This window comes from Pelagibacterium halotolerans (genome assembly GCF_044811015.1).
Taxonomy (GTDB): Bacteria; Pseudomonadota; Alphaproteobacteria; order Rhizobiales; family Devosiaceae; genus Pelagibacterium; species Pelagibacterium halotolerans_A.
The window spans coordinates 3,487,614-3,502,635 of sequence record NZ_CP085243.1; the positions used below are offsets into that span (position 1 = coordinate 3,487,614).

Consider the following 15,022-nt stretch of genomic DNA (forward strand, 5'->3'; position numbering starts at 1 on the left):
GGATTTTGTACCATGTCGCAATCGAGCAAGATTTTCGACGATCTGGGCCGGCTCATGAACGATGCCGCGTCGGTCGCAGACGGCGTGCGTCGCGAGGTGGAAACAGCGGTCAAAGGGCAGATGGAACGGGTCGTCAACGATCTCGACCTGGTCAAGCGCGAGGATTACGACGCGCTGCGCGAACTGGTTACCATCCAGGGCGAGGAAATCGAAGCGCTGCGCAAGGAACTTGATGCGTTCAAGCGGCGCAAGAAGACGAGCTAAATCCCGATCCTATGCGTGTTGCCGTCCTTTCAGACATACACGGCAATGCTCTCGCGCTCGAAGCGGTGCTGGCGGATATCGCGCGGCAGGACGTCGAAAAGATCCTCAACCTCGGGGATCATTTTGCCGGACCGCTTGAGCCGGTGAGGACCGCGCGGATGCTTGCGGATCTCGACGTCGTGGCGATCCGGGGCAATACAGACCGTTATCTGATAGATGCCGACCCTGACTATTTGGAGGGTTGGGAGATGGCGACCGTTGCAGCGCTTGAGGGTGCTCCGATGGAATGGCTCAAATCGCTGCCCGAAACGGCAGTCTACCAGGACGCGATTTTTATGAGCCACGGCTCGCCACGATCCGACGAGACCTATTGGCTGGATCGTAAGGAGAAGGGGCGGGGGTTTCGGGTTGCAACGCAGGACGAAATCAGGGCCGAACTGACAGAGAGAGAATATCCCATCTCCTGTTGTGGACACACCCATGTCGCCCGCGTCGTCACGCTTGACGATGGCCGGATCGTTTTCAATCCGGGGAGCGTTGGACGCCCGTCCTTCAATATGAACGATCCGGAGTCCGCCACGCGGATCTCCCCGGCGGCAGCTTATGCGATCGTTGAGCGAACCGCCGGACGCTGGCGCGTCGATCTCCGGCAGATCGCCTACGATCATGAGGCGGCTTCGGCGATGGCGCGCGAACGCGGGTTCAAGGGCTGGGCACGTGATCTTGCGTACGGGCGCAAGCGCTAGAAAAACGTTCCCGTTTCGGGACAGAAAAGCCTTTGGATGTGAAGGTCTTGTTAAGACCCCGTTAACCACGGCGCTGGGATCATCCACAAGAGAATTGGACAATTGGACCTGCGTTTCTGGGTCCGGTGCCAGGGGCCGGTGTAGATTGCAATCAAAGGACGATTCGTACACCCAACCCCGCCAAGGCCAGTTCGGTTGTGCCGCGTAGGACTTGCGACATCCGGTCGCCGGTTCATCCTCATTCATGCTCAAGCGTGCGGAGCCAGCCATGTCTCTCCTCGAATTGGAACTCGACAGGACCATCCATCCGGTGGACATTATCGAGCACATTGCCGCGATCAACGATTGGTCGTTCGAGCGGCAGGACGCCGATGAGATCGCGATTTCGGTCAAAGGCGGCTGGAGCGACTACCACGTCTCGTTCAACTGGATGGAGGAGATGGAGTCGCTGCACCTGGCGTGCGCGTTCGATCTCAAGGTTCCGGATTCCCGTCGTGGCGAAGTCAAGCAGCTCATCACGCTGATCAACGAGCAGCTCTGGATCGGGCACTTCGATATCTGGAGCAAGGAGGGCGTGGTGCTGTTCCGCAATTCGCACCTTCTCTCGGGCGGGGCCGACGTTTCGCCACAGCAATGCGAAGCGCTGTTGCGTTCGGCTACCGAAAGCTGCGATCTTTACTATCAGGCATTTCAGTTCGTTGTCTGGGCTGGAAAATCGGCGCAGGAGGCGCTTGCCGAGGTGATGTTCGAAACCGTTGGGGAAGCATGAGTTTAGCCGATGCCGGGCCCGTTCTGCTTGTCGGGGCGGGCAAGATGGGAATGGCGATGGCCCAAGGCTGGGTCAAGGCAGGGCTGCCTGGGGCGGCCCTGACGCTCGTCGATCCGCAACCGCATGAAAGCGTTAAGGTGTTCGCCGAAACAGCCGGGGCGGCGGTACGCACCGATTTGCCCGGGGAGACGCCGCGCGTTGTTGTGCTTGCCGTCAAGCCACAGGTTATGGGATCGGTGCTCGGCGAACTCAAGCCGATTATCGGAGACGAAACGCTCGTGATTTCGATCGCGGCGGGGATTTCCATTGCGAAGATCGTTGACGGGCTCGGCACAGAGCGTGTGGTGCGGACTATGCCCAACACGCCGGCGCAGCTTGGCAAGGGGATCACTGGCGCAGCGGCAGCGCCTGCCGTTACCGGCAAGGATCGCGAGATCGCCGATGCAATGCTCGCCGCTGCGGGAGAGATCGTCTGGGTTGAAGCGGAACAGCTTCTCGATGCTGTGACTGCGGTTTCGGGTTCCGGACCGGCTTACGTCTTCTATCTGGTCGAAGCGCTTGCCGCAGCGGGTGTGGCGCAAGGTCTTTCGGACGAACAAGCGATGAAATTGGCCCGCCAGACGGTCGTCGGCGCAGCAGCGCTGCTCGAGGCCGATGCGAGCGAAGCGGCGCAGTTGCGCAAGAACGTGACATCCCCGGCAGGCACGACGGAAGCGGCGCTTAACGTGCTCATGGCCGAGGATGGACTTGCGCCGCTCATCTCCAGGACTGTAGCAGCGGCACGGGCGCGTAGCGAAGAACTTGGGCAATGAATCAGATCAGTTTTGACGACTTCCTGAAGGTGGACATCCGTGTCGGCACGATTGTCGAAGCGCGGGCTTTTCCAGAGGCGCGCAAGCCGGCGATTATTATGGTCATCGACTTCGGGCCCGAGCTTGGGATCAAGAAATCCTCTGCGCAGATCACGGCGCACTATAAGCCCGAGGATTTGCCTGGGCGGCAAGTGATGGCCGTGGTCAACTTTCCGCCGCGTCAGATCGGGCCGCTTCGCTCCGAGGTGCTGACGCTCGGCTATGAGGACGCGGACGGCGCGATCGTTCTGGCGAAGGTGGACAAACCCGTGCCGAACGGCGCGCGGCTGATGTAGGCCGCCGCCGCATTCCAAATCAAGCTCTGATTAAAACAAGCCGCCATAGACGAGGCTCAGGAGTATAACACCGAGCACCAGCCGGTAGATGACGAAGGGCAGGTAGGTCTGGCGTTCGAGCCAGCGCATCAAAAGCGCGATTGTGGCCAGCGCGGCGAAGAAGGCGAGGATGCCGCCGAAGATGGCGTTGTTCGTTATTTGCGCATTGCCGGCCCTGTAGAGATCGTAGCCTGCGAGTACGCCTGCGCCCAGAATTGTCGGAATTGAGAGCAGCATAGCCAGACGCGCTGAAAGTGGGCGATCGATCCCAATGGCGCGGGCGGCGGTCATGCAGATGCCCGAGCGTGAGACGCCGGGGATAATGGCGAGGCACTGGGCAAACCCCACGATCATCGCGTCGCGCCAGGAGAGGTTCTCAATCTCTGTTTTGGTTGCGGTCGTGCGGTCGGAAAACCACAGTGCGACGCCGAAGAGGATTGTCGTCCAGGCGATAATTGTAATCGAGCGCGCGAATTCAGTTACTAGGTCCTTGGCGGCGAAGCCGATTATGATGATGGGGATGGACGCGGTGATGACGACGAGCAGAAGGCGGAAGCGCTTGCCGCCCTTACCGGTTACGCCGTCGAAAAATCCCTGCAAAAGCATCCAGACGTCTCGCCAGAAATAGACGATAACGGCGCCAAGCGATCCGACGTGCAGCGCGATATCTATTGAGAGCTCTTCGGCGGTGGTGAGCGACTCGACGCCGAAGGCGGACAGAATCGCATGCCCCAGAATGAGGTGCGCCGAGGAACTGATCGGTAGGAATTCGCTGATGCCCTGAACGAGGGCAAGATAGACGGTGTTAAGAGAGTCCAAGGCGGGAGCTACCCCTAGGGAAGTTGTTCAGTCAGCCGAAGCGTTGCGAGCATGTCCTTATCATCTTTTTCCGTCATCTCGATGAAAAAGCGGGCGACGCATTCGCGCGAGCCGGCAGGCAATGCGGCGAAGGCATTGTCAATACGCCGCGCCTGCGTCGCGCTTAACGTCTCAAAGAATTCACGCCCCTGCTCGGTAGGATAAAGCAGGCGTTGGCGCCGATCCGTATCGCCATGGTGCTGAATGATATAACCGCTGTCGATCAATTGGCGCAGGACGCGTGCGAGGCTCTGCTTAGTGATGCGCAGGATATCGAGCAACTCGGCGACGGTCATGCCCGGCCGCAGATTGACGAAGTAGATGACGCGATGGTGCGCGCGGCCAAAGCCCTTGGTTTCCAAAAGCGCATCGGCATCGCGGACGAAGTCCCGATAGGCGAAGAAAAACAGCCCCATAATGTCGATTGGCATTTCGGGGAAGTCGTGGATCGCGGAATTTATGTCAGCCTTGTTGACATTTATTTTGGAAGCTGGCATATGTCCTTCCGTACTCTTTGTCGCTTAATGACTTATCACAAACCCGCTTTGGTTTGCCAAGTGGTCTAAGAATGCTGCATTATGAGGCAAAGTGCATGAAGGATATGCACGTTTTCACAGTTGAATACCCGGGAGACACATATGGCCGGCGTGCCGATGGATCAGCGAGATGGATGGATCTGGTACAACGGGGAGATGGTTCCCTGGCGGGATGCCAAGCTGCACGTACTGACGCACGGGTTGCATTACGCGAGCAGCGTTTTTGAAGGTCAGCGCGCCTATGGCGGCGAGGTCTTCAAGCTCCGCGAGCACACCGAACGGCTGATCGCCTCAGGGAAGATCCTCGATTTCGACATCCCCTTTACTGCAGACCAGATCGATGAAGCGTGCCGCCAGGTGCTCGCCAAGAACGAATTGGAAGACGCCTATATGCGGCCTATTGCGTGGCGCGGCTCGGAGACGATTTCGGTGCCAGCGCGCGAGAACAAGGTGCATCTGGCCATCGCTGCGTGGCAGTGGCCGAGCTATTTCTCGCCCGAGGAACGGCTCAAGGGCATCCGCCTGACCTGGTCGCAATGGAAGCGGCCTTCGCCGGAGACGATTCCGTGCAAGGCCAAGGCCGCCGGGCTCTATATGATCTGCACGTTGTCCAAGCATGCGGCGATGGATGCGGGCTATGCCGACGCACTGATGCTCGATTATCGCGGCTATGTGGCCGAGGCAACCGGAGCGAACGTGTTTTTCGTCAAGGGCAAGGAGATCACCACGCCGACGCCGGACTGTTTCCTCGACGGCATTACGCGGCGCACGGTGATCGGGCTTGCCAAGGCGGCGGGGTATTCGGTGACAGAGCGGCACATCAAACCTGAGGAACTTTCCGAGTTCGACGAGTGCTTCCTGACAGGCACGGCGGCGGAAGTTACCCCCGTCGCGGAGGTTTCGGAGTATAAGTTTACGCCGGGTGAAGCGTGCCGGACGCTGGTCGAGGCCTACATGACCGAGGTTCAGCCCAACAAAGCAGCTGCGGAATAAAAGCCGCAATATACAGCAGGTTCGAGGGCCGGGGATAAGTCTCCGGCCTTTTTATTGCCAACGGGCTGCGGCCTTGTCGTCGCTCTCGCGCGCCTCGACCCATTTGCTTCCCGCCGGGCCGTCTTCCTTTTTCCAGAAGGGAGCATTGGTTTTAAGTGTGTCCATCAGGAAATTGGCGGCATCGAAGGCGGCTTGGCGGTGGTTTGAGAGCGTCATGACTTGGACGATGGGCTCTCCGGGGTAGAGCGTGCCGTGCCGGTGGATGATTTCGGCGTCGATAAGGTCGAAGCGTTCGAGGGCCCTTTCGCGCAGATCTTCGAGTTGGCGTTGTGCGAGCGCGGGGTAGTGTTCGAGCGTCATCGATGTAATCGGGTGGTGGGGTGTCGAGCGGACGAGGCCGGTGAAGGTTACCGCGGCGCCACCGCCGCTGGTGCGCTGCAAAAAGGCGTTGGTTTCGGCGCCGGGGTCGAAGGTTTCGGTTTGAAGGCGAACCGACATAAGCGTCAGCCTCCCGTCATGGGCGGAAAGAGAGCGACGGTTTGGGCATTGGCGATGAGGGCCGTGTGGTCGACGAGTTCATCATCGATGGCGGCGCGGATGAGCTGGCGATTTTCCGTTGCCAGGGCAAAAGCCTCATCGCGGTCGGCCAGCCAGTTCATGAGGTCGGCGACTGTTTTGACGGATGCAGGCGGGTCGATGGTCTCGCTATCGCGGTTGAGGCGCTCGCGCAGCCAGGCAAAATAGAGGATCTTCATTCGCCCTCGCTTTCGCGCGCGGCGAGGTGGCTCGATACGCCCTGGAAATATTGCCAGCCGGTGAAGGCGGTGAGGGCTGCGGCGAGCCAAAGGAGGATGTCGGAGACCTCGCGCGTGCCGTAGATGAGCGGTTCGGCGATCAGCATACCAATGGCGACGAGTTGTACCGTTGTCTTATATTTGGCGAGCATCGAGACGGGGACGACGATCTTTTCGTTGCCCATGAATTCCCGCAGGCCGGAAACGAAGATTTCGCGCAGGAGAATGATTGTCGCGGGGATCAGGTCCCAGATGCCGAAAGTGCCGTCGAAGCAGAAGACGAGCAGGAGGGCACCGACGAGGAGTTTGTCCGCGATCGGATCGAGCATGCGTCCGATGGGCGAGACCGACCCGTATTTACGGGCGAGGTAGCCGTCGAAGAAGTCGGTCACTGCCGCGGCGATATAGAGGATGAGCGCGAACCATCGTAGCGCCGGGTGCCCGCCGAGAATGAACAGTATGATGATCGGGATGGCCGCGATGCGGCCGTAGGTGAGCCAGTTGGGCAGTTTTGCCATGTCGAAGTTGGTGTCGGTCATGGGCTGTTCCGTCCTCTTATTGATCGGCATATTCGCAGTAATAGGATGCGGAAGGAAACTGCAGCATTAAGCCATTGGCAATATCTAGGCAGGCAGCAAAATCATCGAGATAGCCGAAAACCAAACCAACAGGGTCCCGTGCGCCGATGGTTCCCTTGACGAGCCAGACGTCATTGCCTGTGCCGACTTTCGTTCCGTTCACAAATTCATCCAGCCCTCGTATGCGATACTCGTATGAGTCTGTCCCTTGCCACGCGGCAATCGTCTCCCATGGGTCTCCGAGTACAAACCACGCCCCAACGACTATAACTAGACCTAGTCCAAACACTTCCCGCACGGTTTGTTCCTTTTGGCGGTTATTCAGCTACGATTGAAGTGATCGTATATCTGTTGGGCCATCGCCGTCGAGATGCCGGGGATGGCGGCGAGGTCCGAAAGGGCTGCGCGGGAAACGGCTTTGGCGGAGCCGAAATGCTGTAGGAGCGCGCGCTTGCGGGTGGGGCCGATGCCTTCGATCTCGTCGAGCGGGTTCTTGACCATCTCCTTCTTGCGCCGCGCACGGTGGGTGCCGATGGCAAAGCGGTGGGCTTCGTCGCGCAGGCGCTGGACATAGTAGAGCACGGGATCGCGTGCGGGGAGCATGAAGGGTTCGCGGCCCTCCATGAAAAAGGTCTCGCGCCCGGCATTGCGCTCCTCGCCTTTGGCAATGCCGATGACGGTGACGTCGCGCGGGAGGTTCATTTCCGCGAGGACGGCTTTAACCGCGTTGGTCTGGCCAGCGCCGCCGTCGATGAGGAGCACGTCGGGCCAGTCGGGCATGCCGGTAGCGTCGTCCTCGGCGTCTACCTCGCTTTCGTTGGCGAGACGCGTAAATCGGCGGGTGAGGACCTCGCGCATCATGCCAAAATCGTCGCCGGGGGTGAGATCCTTACTTTTAATATTGAAGGTGCGGTAGTGCGTTTTCGAAAGACCTTCGACGCCTGCGACGATCATCCCGCCGACGGCATTGGTGCCCTGGATGTGGGAGTTGTCGTAGACTTCGATGCGGCGCGGGGGCTCCTCGAGGCCGAAGGTGTCGGCCATGGATTCGAGGAGCTTGCGCTGGCTTGCGGAGTCCGAGAGGTGGCGACCGAGGGCTTCTTTCGCGTTGGTGAGTGCATGTTCCACCAGCGCGCGTTTTTCGCCGCGCTTGGGCGTCTCGATTTTGACGTTGTGGCCAGCGCGGGTCGAGAGCGCTTCCTTGAGAATTTCCGCTTCGGCGAGTTCGGTCGAGAGCAGTACCAGCTTGGGCGGAGTGCGGTTTTCGTAGAACTGCGCCATGAAGGCTTCGAGCACTTCGGCTTCGGTCATGTTTTCGTCGGCGCGAGGGTAAAACGCGTAATTGCCCCAGTTTTGGTGCGCTCGGTAGAAAAAGACCTGGACGCAGAAATTGCCCGCTTCGTGGTGGATGGCGAAAACGTCGGCCTCGGCAACCGATTGCGCATTGGTACCGCCGCCGCCCTGGATCAGCGCGAGGGCGGAGAGGCGGTCGCGCAGGCGGGCGGCGCGTTCGAAATCGAGCGCTTCGGCGGCTTCGTTCATTTCGCGCTGGAGCTGGTCCTGCACGGCCTTCGACTTGCCCGAGAGGAAGTCGCGGGCTTCGCCCACGAGTTTCTGGTAATCCGGGATCGAGATTTCGCCTGTGCAGGGGGCAGCGCAGCGTTTGATCTGGAATTGCAGGCAGGGGCGCGTGCGGCCGGCGTAGAAGCTGTCCGAGCAGTTGCGCAGGAGGAATGCCTTTTGCAGAGCGGCAACGGTGCGGTTGACGGCGACGGCGGAAGCGAAGGGGCCGAAATAGTGGCCCTTGCGGCGGCGGGTGCCGCGGTGTTTGGCGAGCTCGGGGGCTTCGTGCTCGGTGGCGATGACGATGTAGGGAAACGTCTTGTCGTCGCGCAATAGGACGTTGAAGCGCGGGCGGAGGCGCTTGATGAGGTTGGCTTCGAGGAGGAGCGCGGCGCTTTCGGTTTCGGTGCGCACAAACTCCATGGAGCGGGTTGCCGAAATCATGCGGCCGATGCGGACCGAATTGCCTTCGTAGCGCGTGTAGTTGGTGACACGGGCCTTTAGGTTCCTCGCCTTGCCGACGTAGATCACCGTGCCGGCTTCATCGAGCATGCGGTAGACGCCCGGGCCGGTGGGGAGCGTTTTGACGAAACGCTTGATGGTGTCGATGCCGGTGGTGGAGAGGTCTTCGGTCATTGCGTGCGCGGAGTGGGGGCGTTCTTAGGCGGCCAGGCGAGGTGTTCGCCGCCGTCCAGGGTGAGCATCTGGCCGGTCATTGAGGGGAGGGTCATGATGGACACTACACCTTCGGCAATCTCTTCGGGAGTGGGGCCGGCCTTGAGCGGGAGCTTGGCGGTTAGGGCTTGGAAATCCTCCTCGGTCTGGTGGATGCTCTTTATCGTTGGACCGGGGCCTATGGCGTTGACGCGGATCTTCGGGGCCAGGGATTGGGCGAGGGTGCGGGTGGCGGTCCAGAGGATGCTTTTGGAGAGCGTGTAGGAGAAAAAGTCCGGTGTGGGGTGGAGGACGCGCTCGTCTATTATGTTGATGATGTTGCCCCCTACGTCCTCGGGGAGTTGGGCGGCGAAGTCTCTTGCCAGGAAGAGCGGGGCTTCGGCGTGGAGGGCCATGTGGAGGTCCCAGAGGTCCTCGTGGAGAGTGTCGACGCTGTCGGGTTGGAAGAGGCTGGCGTTGTTGACCAAGACCGTCAGCGGGCCGAAGGGTTCGGCGGCGGCGGCGATCAGGCCCATGCGGTCCTCGCGCCTGGCGAGGTCGGCGTGGACCACGTCGGCCTGGCCGCCATCGGCGCGGATGGCGTCGGCGAGGAGGTCGGCTTTTTCGCCCGAGGAGCGGTAGTGGATGACGACCGGGTGGCCCTCGGCGGCGAGGCGCGCGGCGATGGCGGCGCCGATGCGGTCGGCCGCGCCGGTGATCAATGCCGTGCCCTGCATGAGTCGCCTCTCTGCCTAGATTATCTCCTTGAGAGATAGGCAGATTGCGGGTCCGGCGCAACTGCGGTCAGCGCTTGAGGAGCGCCACGATCCACATGATTGCGCCCACGGCCAGCACCGCGACGCCCAGGGGGGCGACGGTGAGGCTCAAAAGCGCCGGCACGAGCGCGTTGGCGCTCGGGGCGAATATGCCCATGGCGACGGCAGGAAGGGCGCCGACCGCCAGGAGAAGCAGGCCAAGCTGGAGGAAGGCTATGGCCCAGCGGCCCAAGGTCATGGTTTCCCCCTTTCTTCGGAGCGGAACGGATAAACCTACCGCACCGAATATGACCACAGGCTGAACGCGATACTAGCACGTGATTTGCGGGCGGGGATAAGTCCGCCGGGGCTTGCACCGCCCATCCCGCGTACGCATGTTGAAGACGCTGAACACATTATGCGGGAGAGCGGCGTGATCATCTTGCTTTATGCGGCACTGGCGCTGGCTGCGGTGACCGTTATCGGCAATCTGATGCTGGCGAAATGGAACGCCGAGCGGCGGGAGAAGCGGATCGCGGCGCGGGTGGATGCGTATCTCCAGAGCCTCGAACGCGAGGGGATGCCCGAACCGCTCGAACCCATGAGCGCGGCGGAGCGGCGCGATACGCTGATGAACGCGGGGCACCGCGTGCGCGCCGAGAGCGACAAGCGGTTCTATATCGTGACGATCGGGGCGATTTTGGCGTTTTTCGTCGGGCTCGGCTTCGCCATCGAGGGGGCGGGGACGCGGGATTTCGTCATCACGCTGGCGGTGGCCGGGGTGGCGCTCTACGGGGTGCAAACCTTCCTCTACCGGACCTTCCGCGCGAAAATGGCGGCGCAGGGGATCGATATCGAGCGGCTGAAGACAGAGTAGCTATTTAAGCCCCAGAATCGCCCCTCCGAGATAGACGAGGACGCCTGCGCCGATCAAAACGAGCGGGACGGCGATCATGGCGGAAACCAGGAGGTCCGAGCCCCCGGGAAGCTGGAGATGCGCCTGGTTGAGGCCCGTTGCGGTCATGCGTTCCAGGGCGGCGAGGCCGGCGCCGGAGACGATCAATCCGGAAGCGAGTTTGACGTAGGATTTCATGGGCTCCCGACCCTCTTTCAACGCGAAGAGATTAGCATGTCGGGCCGGGGCGGGGATAAATCAACATCCGCACTCCAAGAAAAAACCCCACGCCGAAGCGTGGGGGGTGGAGGTCAGTGAGGTCTTCTAGAGGGCGTCAGCGGCTCGAACCGCCGACGCAGAAGCGGCCGTTGGGGCCATTGAAGCAGACCGTGCCCGAGATGTCGGAGTCGTCATTCCAGTTCCAGTGCGGGGGCCGGTCGGGGAGCCGGTGCCACCAATGCGGCGGGCGCGGGTTCCAGTGCGGCGGGCGCACGACGACGGGCGGGCGGATCACGATCGGGGGCTGCGGGCGGTAATAGCCGCCTTCGCGCAGATAATTGGCCGAAACCCAGCCCGAGGGGTCATAATCGTACTGATGGATGAAGCACCAGCCGCCGCGACAATATTCGACGTCGACGCGTTCACCCGCATAGAGGGCGTCGAGCACGCGGAACTGCGTGCCGGGGCCCGAGCGGACGTTGAGCGAGGTCACCGCGCTTGCCTGCCAGGCGAAGGCGCCGGCGGTCATCGCCAGCATCATCATGGCGGCCAGCCCGCTCCGTATTGCAGTCTTGCGAAAAGCCATTTCGCTTCTCCCTGGTGTGTTGCGGGGCGGCGGTTTCCTGCCGTCCTTGAAGGTAATAAAGCGGATTGTGGCTGAACCGTTGCTGAACGGGGCGTTTAGGGGGTGTTGGGGGTGCGCACTGCGCATCCCCCACTCCCTCGTCATCCCCGGGTGTGACCCGGGGACCTCGCCGCGGGCGCGGGTGTTGGGGAGAGGCACAGAGGCCCCCGGGTCGCGCCCGGGGGTGACGATGGAGAGGGGAGGGGCCGCGGTGCGCATGCGAAATCCTCCGACGGCCATTGGCCTCGGGTTTTGGGGTGTGGACGGCATGCGGCGAGACGGGCCTCATTCCGTTTGGTTGTGTATGCGAGGCTCGCCTCGCCGCATGCATCCGGGGTTTTTGGCTTGGCGTCCGCTCGGGCTAGGGCCAATCCCTGCCGGGTTTCCCCGGTTACCACAGCTCGGCCGTGGCTGGCCTCGGTGACGTTTGGGCCTCCGCTGGGGCGCCCCCCATCGGACCCGGATCGGTCACGAAACCGGCAACGCGGCAGAGCCGCCCCGCCGGTCTCCCGCCAAGCGTACGTAGCGCTTGCGTCCATCTCAGCGGAACCGTGCGAATAGCATAACCGGGCCCGCGAGGGCGGGAATAAGTTTCCCGCAAGCCATTGATCAGGCTCCGATTTCTTCATCGTCTGCGCCGCGCGGAAGGCGGGGCGCTTCCTCGTGCATGCCCTCGGCTAGCGCCGGGTTGCTTTCGAGAATCATCTTGTAGAACGCCGTGTGGGCGATGGAGTAGGCCTCTTCGGGGTCTTCGCCCCTGGCGATGGCCGCCATGCGGGCCTCGACGCCCTCTTCGATGCCCATCATGGTGAGTTGCGCAAGGCGGTAGAGCACGCTTTGCTGCTGTTCGCGGGTAATCTCGTCCTGCGCCGGTGGCTTGTCGTGGCCGCGATTCCCGGCATACGCCTCAAGCACGGATCGGGCTTCGCTGAGGGTCAGCGCGAGATCGGACGCGGTGACGGGGCCGTTTTTGGGGAGGAAGGGGAGCGCATGGGCCTCGACGGCGGCGCCGATGTGACGCCGCGTGTCGGCCAGAAGCGTGCGGACGAGCCTGACGGCCTGAGCCGGCGCCTCACCCGCGTTGCGGGCCTTGGCCTGCGCGGTGAGGTCGGCGTGGAGCGCGGTGTAGCGCGCGATGAGGTTCTGGAAGGTGATCCTTGGATCGGTTCTGCCGGGCATGGTGCCCTCCTGTCGATGGGGCGCGGTTGGCGCCGGTTAGGGACGACAGGAGAGGATACGGGAGGTTGGAGGGGCGGGGATAAGTTGGGGCCTAGGCTGGCTCGCTAAATGCCCTGCGCAAAAAACTTATTCCCCCTGCCAGAAACCCGCATTACGCTACCTTTAGGCAATTATCAGTGGGGGGAATCATCATGTCTCAGTTTAGTTTAGATGTAGTCCTGCAAAACTGCTACGGAATTGGCAGTCTTGCGACGAGTTTCGACTTCTCCAACAGCCGCGCTACCGTAGTTTATGCGCCAAACGGCGCAATGAAAACATCCTTCGCTAAAACCTTTATCGACATCGCGGAGGGTAGGGAAAGCGGTGACAGGATTTTCCCTGATCGCGAGGTGAAGCGCGAGGTGCGTTTTGGAGATGAAGGGGAAATATCTCCAGACGATATTGTTGTAATTGAACCTTTTAACGCAAACTTTGAATCGAGAAGTATTAGTAAACTACTCGTCAATGAGAGCCTTCGAAAAGAATATGATTCTATATATGATGTAATAGGTCGAAAACTTGATAATCTTCTTTCGTTGCTTTCTAAGGCGTCTGGTATAAAAAAGGAAGTTCTGGCTGATAAGTTTGTCGCGGATACAACTATATCCAAGACGGATATATATACGGCTCTCGCACGCCTGGAGCGTCAGGTAAAGGATCTAAGTGAGCCGACATTTGAAGTCAGATATAGCGAAGTTTTAAATCCAAAAATTGCAGAACTTATTGAGCAAGATGACATAAAGGAAAAAATTGACCTTTATGCAGAGAAATACGACGAGCTTCTGAAGAAGTCTAGATTCTTCCGTGCAGGAAAGTTCAATCACTACAATGCCTCCACCATCGCCAAAATTCTGAAAGACAATGGGTGGTTCGCAGGAGGACACACAGTTACTCTGCGTGACGCGAGTTCCTTTGTTGAGATCGATAACGAGAAAGACCTTGAGCGGCTGATCCAGGAGGAGATGGACGCGATCCTGAACGATGTGGAGCTCAAGAAGACATTTACTGAGCTGGATAAGCTACTCAACAAAAATGCAGAGCTTCGAGGATACCGTGAATTTCTTAGCGAGAACAACGCGATAATAGCAGAATTATCTGATGTATCTTCGTTTAAGGAGCGGCTTTGGATATCCTATCTGTGTAGCGCAAAAACTGAATACCTTGATCTCATTCAGGAGTACGATGCTGCGAGGAAGGAGTTGGAGCGCATACGTACTGTTGCGAGAGACGAGGCATCCAGATGGCACGAGGTGATCTCGATATTTAACGAACGGTTCTCGGTTCCGTTTCGTGTTTATGTAGACAATCAAGAAGACGTAATACTCCAAAGTGTTGCACCAAGTTTGGAGTTTTCCTATTTCGACGCTCAATCTAATAGCGAGAAGAGTGTAACTACCGATGTTCTAGATGGAACGCTTAGCCAAGGCGAGCGTCGGGCAAAATATCTTTTGAATGTTATATTCGAAATGGAAGGTCGGCGCTCGGATAGTAAGGCTATATTTATAATTGATGATATTGCCGATTCGTTCGACTACAAAAATAAATATGCAATCATAGAGTATCTAAAAGATATTTCAGAGCACGCGACATTTTTTCAGATAATACTTACACATAACTACGATTTTTTTAGGACGGTGGTGAGTAGGCTTGAGCTATACCAGCCTAATCGGTTGCATGCTGTAAAAAATGGTGGAAATATTGTTGTTCAACCAACGCCAAAAGAACAGAATCCGTTTATTAATTGGAAGAAAAATCTAGATAGGCGTGAAAACGTTGTGGCGTGCGTCCCGTTTATCCGAAATATAGCAGAGTATTGCGGTTACGATGGTTGTTACTTGCGATTGACGAGTGCATTGCATTGGAAAGAGGAGACAAAGACCATTACCCTAAAAGATATAGAAGCGGCATTCTCAGAGGTGATAGGTGATGGTAGTGCTAGAATCCCGAATAATGAAGTTAATTATTTGAATGTATTATTCGATTGCTGTGATGAGTTGTCGAGGGAAAGTATAGAAGAATTTTCTTTAGAGAAGAAGATAGTTCTGTCTATTGGGACCAGACTGTTAGCAGAAAGATATATGGTAAAGAAGATCGCTGATGACGCATGGGTTAATAATTTAAAGTCTTCACAGACCGGGAAATTAAGCAAAAAATACTTCGAAATATGCGGCGGAGATGTGGATGAATCGTCTGCGTTCAGGGTAATTCGGAAGGTGAACTTAATTACGCCGGAAAACATCCACGTTAACTCATTTATGTATGAGCCTATATTGGATATATCTCCGGCAACACTCCGCGACCTTTATTTGGAAGCAAAGAGCGTTTTCTGATCTGAAGAAACCTGCGGTGGGGCAGCCACACCAGTAATG

The 15,022-nt window shown here is 58.8% G+C and carries 20 protein-coding genes; 8 read left to right on the top strand and 12 right to left on the bottom strand.

Features of this window, described 5'->3' with window-relative positions:
* Window positions 1-12: 12 nt before the first annotated feature.
* The 5 genes from LG281_RS16825 (at window position 13) to LG281_RS16845 (ending at window position 2,926) form a co-directional block, all read left to right on the top strand.
* Window positions 13-264 carry an accessory factor UbiK family protein gene (locus LG281_RS16825; protein WP_404402754.1) on the top strand — a complete coding sequence of 84 codons (252 nt, stop codon included), beginning with the start codon at window positions 13-15 and terminating at the stop codon, window positions 262-264.
* Between the two features lie 11 nt (window positions 265-275).
* Complete coding sequence (locus LG281_RS16830) at window positions 276-1,010, top strand: metallophosphoesterase family protein (protein WP_404402756.1); 735 nt, start codon at window positions 276-278, stop codon at window positions 1,008-1,010.
* A gap of 268 nt (window positions 1,011-1,278) precedes the next feature.
* The gene (locus LG281_RS16835) at window positions 1,279-1,779 is read left to right on the top strand and encodes a YbjN domain-containing protein (RefSeq protein WP_404402758.1); all 501 of its coding nucleotides are present in this window, start codon (window positions 1,279-1,281) and stop codon (window positions 1,777-1,779) included.
* Window positions 1,776-2,591, top strand: a complete 816-nt coding sequence (gene proC, locus LG281_RS16840; RefSeq protein WP_404402760.1) for a pyrroline-5-carboxylate reductase — start codon at window positions 1,776-1,778, stop codon at window positions 2,589-2,591. Before LG281_RS16835 ends, proC begins: the two co-directional genes overlap by 4 nt.
* On the top strand, window positions 2,588-2,926 hold the full coding sequence (locus tag LG281_RS16845) for a tRNA-binding protein (RefSeq protein ID WP_404402762.1): 339 nt from the start codon (window positions 2,588-2,590) through the stop codon (window positions 2,924-2,926). The genes proC and LG281_RS16845 overlap by 4 nt, the downstream gene beginning before the upstream one ends.
* A 30-nt stretch (window positions 2,927-2,956) precedes the next feature.
* Here the strand turns inward: LG281_RS16845 and LG281_RS16850 are convergent, their stop codons facing one another.
* Both LG281_RS16850 and LG281_RS16855 read right to left on the bottom strand, forming a co-directional pair.
* Window positions 2,957-3,784 (bottom strand): undecaprenyl-diphosphate phosphatase, encoded by an 828-nt coding sequence (locus LG281_RS16850; protein ID WP_404402764.1) that lies wholly within the window; start codon window positions 3,782-3,784, stop codon window positions 2,957-2,959.
* A 14-nt stretch (window positions 3,785-3,798) separates the two neighbouring features.
* The gene (locus LG281_RS16855; protein WP_404402767.1) at window positions 3,799-4,320 is read right to left on the bottom strand and encodes a MarR family winged helix-turn-helix transcriptional regulator; all 522 of its coding nucleotides are present in this window, start codon (window positions 4,318-4,320) and stop codon (window positions 3,799-3,801) included.
* A gap of 141 nt (window positions 4,321-4,461) precedes the next feature.
* On the opposite strand from LG281_RS16855, the gene LG281_RS16860 reads away from it, so the two are divergent.
* On the top strand, window positions 4,462-5,352 hold the full coding sequence (locus LG281_RS16860) for a branched-chain amino acid aminotransferase (protein ID WP_404402769.1): 891 nt from the start codon (window positions 4,462-4,464) through the stop codon (window positions 5,350-5,352).
* Between the two features lie 51 nt (window positions 5,353-5,403).
* On the opposite strand, the gene LG281_RS16865 is transcribed toward LG281_RS16860, so the two are convergent.
* From LG281_RS16865 to LG281_RS16895, 7 genes are all read right to left on the bottom strand, one after another.
* Window positions 5,404-5,850, bottom strand: a complete 447-nt coding sequence (locus LG281_RS16865) for a molybdenum cofactor biosynthesis protein MoaE (RefSeq protein ID WP_404402771.1) — start codon at window positions 5,848-5,850, stop codon at window positions 5,404-5,406.
* A gap of 5 nt (window positions 5,851-5,855) precedes the next feature.
* Entirely contained in the window at window positions 5,856-6,107 is a 252-nt protein-coding gene (gene moaD, locus LG281_RS16870) for a molybdopterin converting factor subunit 1 (RefSeq protein ID WP_404402773.1), read from the bottom strand.
* The gene (pgsA, locus tag LG281_RS16875; RefSeq protein ID WP_404402775.1) at window positions 6,104-6,685 is read right to left on the bottom strand and encodes a CDP-diacylglycerol--glycerol-3-phosphate 3-phosphatidyltransferase; all 582 of its coding nucleotides are present in this window, start codon (window positions 6,683-6,685) and stop codon (window positions 6,104-6,106) included. The genes moaD and pgsA overlap by 4 nt, the downstream gene beginning before the upstream one ends.
* Window positions 6,686-6,701: 16 nt before the next feature.
* Window positions 6,702-6,887, bottom strand: a complete 186-nt coding sequence (locus tag LG281_RS16880) for a hypothetical protein (RefSeq protein WP_404402777.1) — start codon at window positions 6,885-6,887, stop codon at window positions 6,702-6,704.
* A gap of 158 nt (window positions 6,888-7,045) precedes the next feature.
* Window positions 7,046-8,923 (bottom strand): excinuclease ABC subunit UvrC, encoded by a 1,878-nt coding sequence (uvrC, locus tag LG281_RS16885; RefSeq protein ID WP_404402779.1) that lies wholly within the window; start codon window positions 8,921-8,923, stop codon window positions 7,046-7,048.
* Window positions 8,920-9,678, bottom strand: a complete 759-nt coding sequence (locus tag LG281_RS16890; protein ID WP_404402781.1) for an SDR family oxidoreductase — start codon at window positions 9,676-9,678, stop codon at window positions 8,920-8,922. Before LG281_RS16890 ends, uvrC begins: the two co-directional genes overlap by 4 nt.
* Window positions 9,679-9,745: 67 nt before the next feature.
* Window positions 9,746-9,955, bottom strand: coding sequence for a hypothetical protein (locus tag LG281_RS16895; protein ID WP_404402783.1), 210 nt, complete (start codon window positions 9,953-9,955; stop codon window positions 9,746-9,748).
* 174 nt (window positions 9,956-10,129) lie between these two features.
* Here LG281_RS16895 and LG281_RS16900 point away from each other — a divergent pair, with 174 nt between their 5' ends.
* Window positions 10,130-10,573 (top strand): hypothetical protein, encoded by a 444-nt coding sequence (locus tag LG281_RS16900; RefSeq protein WP_404402785.1) that lies wholly within the window; start codon window positions 10,130-10,132, stop codon window positions 10,571-10,573.
* Here the strand turns inward: LG281_RS16900 and LG281_RS16905 are convergent, their stop codons facing one another.
* The 3 genes from LG281_RS16905 to LG281_RS16915 all read right to left on the bottom strand — a co-directional run bounded on the left by LG281_RS16905 (window position 10,574) and on the right by LG281_RS16915 (window position 12,614).
* Window positions 10,574-10,789, bottom strand: a complete 216-nt coding sequence (locus tag LG281_RS16905; RefSeq protein ID WP_404402787.1) for a hypothetical protein — start codon at window positions 10,787-10,789, stop codon at window positions 10,574-10,576.
* A 136-nt stretch (window positions 10,790-10,925) separates the two neighbouring features.
* Window positions 10,926-11,396 (bottom strand): SH3 domain-containing protein, encoded by a 471-nt coding sequence (locus tag LG281_RS16910; RefSeq protein WP_404402789.1) that lies wholly within the window; start codon window positions 11,394-11,396, stop codon window positions 10,926-10,928.
* 648 nt (window positions 11,397-12,044) lie between these two features.
* On the bottom strand, window positions 12,045-12,614 hold the full coding sequence (locus LG281_RS16915) for a hypothetical protein (protein WP_404402791.1): 570 nt from the start codon (window positions 12,612-12,614) through the stop codon (window positions 12,045-12,047).
* 191 nt (window positions 12,615-12,805) lie between these two features.
* On the opposite strand from LG281_RS16915, the gene LG281_RS16920 reads away from it, so the two are divergent.
* Window positions 12,806-14,983, top strand: a complete 2,178-nt coding sequence (locus LG281_RS16920; protein ID WP_404402793.1) for a phage infection protein — start codon at window positions 12,806-12,808, stop codon at window positions 14,981-14,983.
* Window positions 14,984-15,022 lie beyond the last annotated feature (39 nt).

Excerpts from the sequence above, each read along its gene's own strand:
- LG281_RS16825 (WP_404402754.1), top strand. The coding sequence starts at position 13 with ATGTCGCAATCGAGCAAGATTTTCGACGATCTGGGCCGGCTCATGAAC.
- LG281_RS16830 (WP_404402756.1), top strand. The coding sequence starts at position 276 with ATGCGTGTTGCCGTCCTTTCAGACATACACGGCAATGCTCTCGCGCTC.
- LG281_RS16835 (WP_404402758.1), top strand. The coding sequence starts at position 1,279 with ATGTCTCTCCTCGAATTGGAACTCGACAGGACCATCCATCCGGTGGAC.
- proC (WP_404402760.1), top strand. The coding sequence starts at position 1,776 with ATGAGTTTAGCCGATGCCGGGCCCGTTCTGCTTGTCGGGGCGGGCAAG.
- LG281_RS16845 (WP_404402762.1), top strand. The coding sequence starts at position 2,588 with ATGAATCAGATCAGTTTTGACGACTTCCTGAAGGTGGACATCCGTGTC.
- LG281_RS16855 (WP_404402767.1), bottom strand. The coding sequence starts at position 4,320 with ATGCCAGCTTCCAAAATAAATGTCAACAAGGCTGACATAAATTCCGCG.
- LG281_RS16860 (WP_404402769.1), top strand. The coding sequence starts at position 4,462 with ATGGCCGGCGTGCCGATGGATCAGCGAGATGGATGGATCTGGTACAAC.
- LG281_RS16865 (WP_404402771.1), bottom strand. The coding sequence starts at position 5,850 with ATGTCGGTTCGCCTTCAAACCGAAACCTTCGACCCCGGCGCCGAAACC.
- moaD (WP_404402773.1), bottom strand. The coding sequence starts at position 6,107 with ATGAAGATCCTCTATTTTGCCTGGCTGCGCGAGCGCCTCAACCGCGAT.
- pgsA (WP_404402775.1), bottom strand. The coding sequence starts at position 6,685 with ATGACCGACACCAACTTCGACATGGCAAAACTGCCCAACTGGCTCACC.
- uvrC (WP_404402779.1), bottom strand. The coding sequence starts at position 8,923 with ATGACCGAAGACCTCTCCACCACCGGCATCGACACCATCAAGCGTTTC.
- LG281_RS16890 (WP_404402781.1), bottom strand. The coding sequence starts at position 9,678 with ATGCAGGGCACGGCATTGATCACCGGCGCGGCCGACCGCATCGGCGCC.
- LG281_RS16895 (WP_404402783.1), bottom strand. The coding sequence starts at position 9,955 with ATGACCTTGGGCCGCTGGGCCATAGCCTTCCTCCAGCTTGGCCTGCTT.
- LG281_RS16905 (WP_404402787.1), bottom strand. The coding sequence starts at position 10,789 with ATGAAATCCTACGTCAAACTCGCTTCCGGATTGATCGTCTCCGGCGCC.
- LG281_RS16910 (WP_404402789.1), bottom strand. The coding sequence starts at position 11,396 with ATGGCTTTTCGCAAGACTGCAATACGGAGCGGGCTGGCCGCCATGATG.
- LG281_RS16915 (WP_404402791.1), bottom strand. The coding sequence starts at position 12,614 with ATGCCCGGCAGAACCGATCCAAGGATCACCTTCCAGAACCTCATCGCG.
- LG281_RS16920 (WP_404402793.1), top strand. The coding sequence starts at position 12,806 with ATGTCTCAGTTTAGTTTAGATGTAGTCCTGCAAAACTGCTACGGAATT.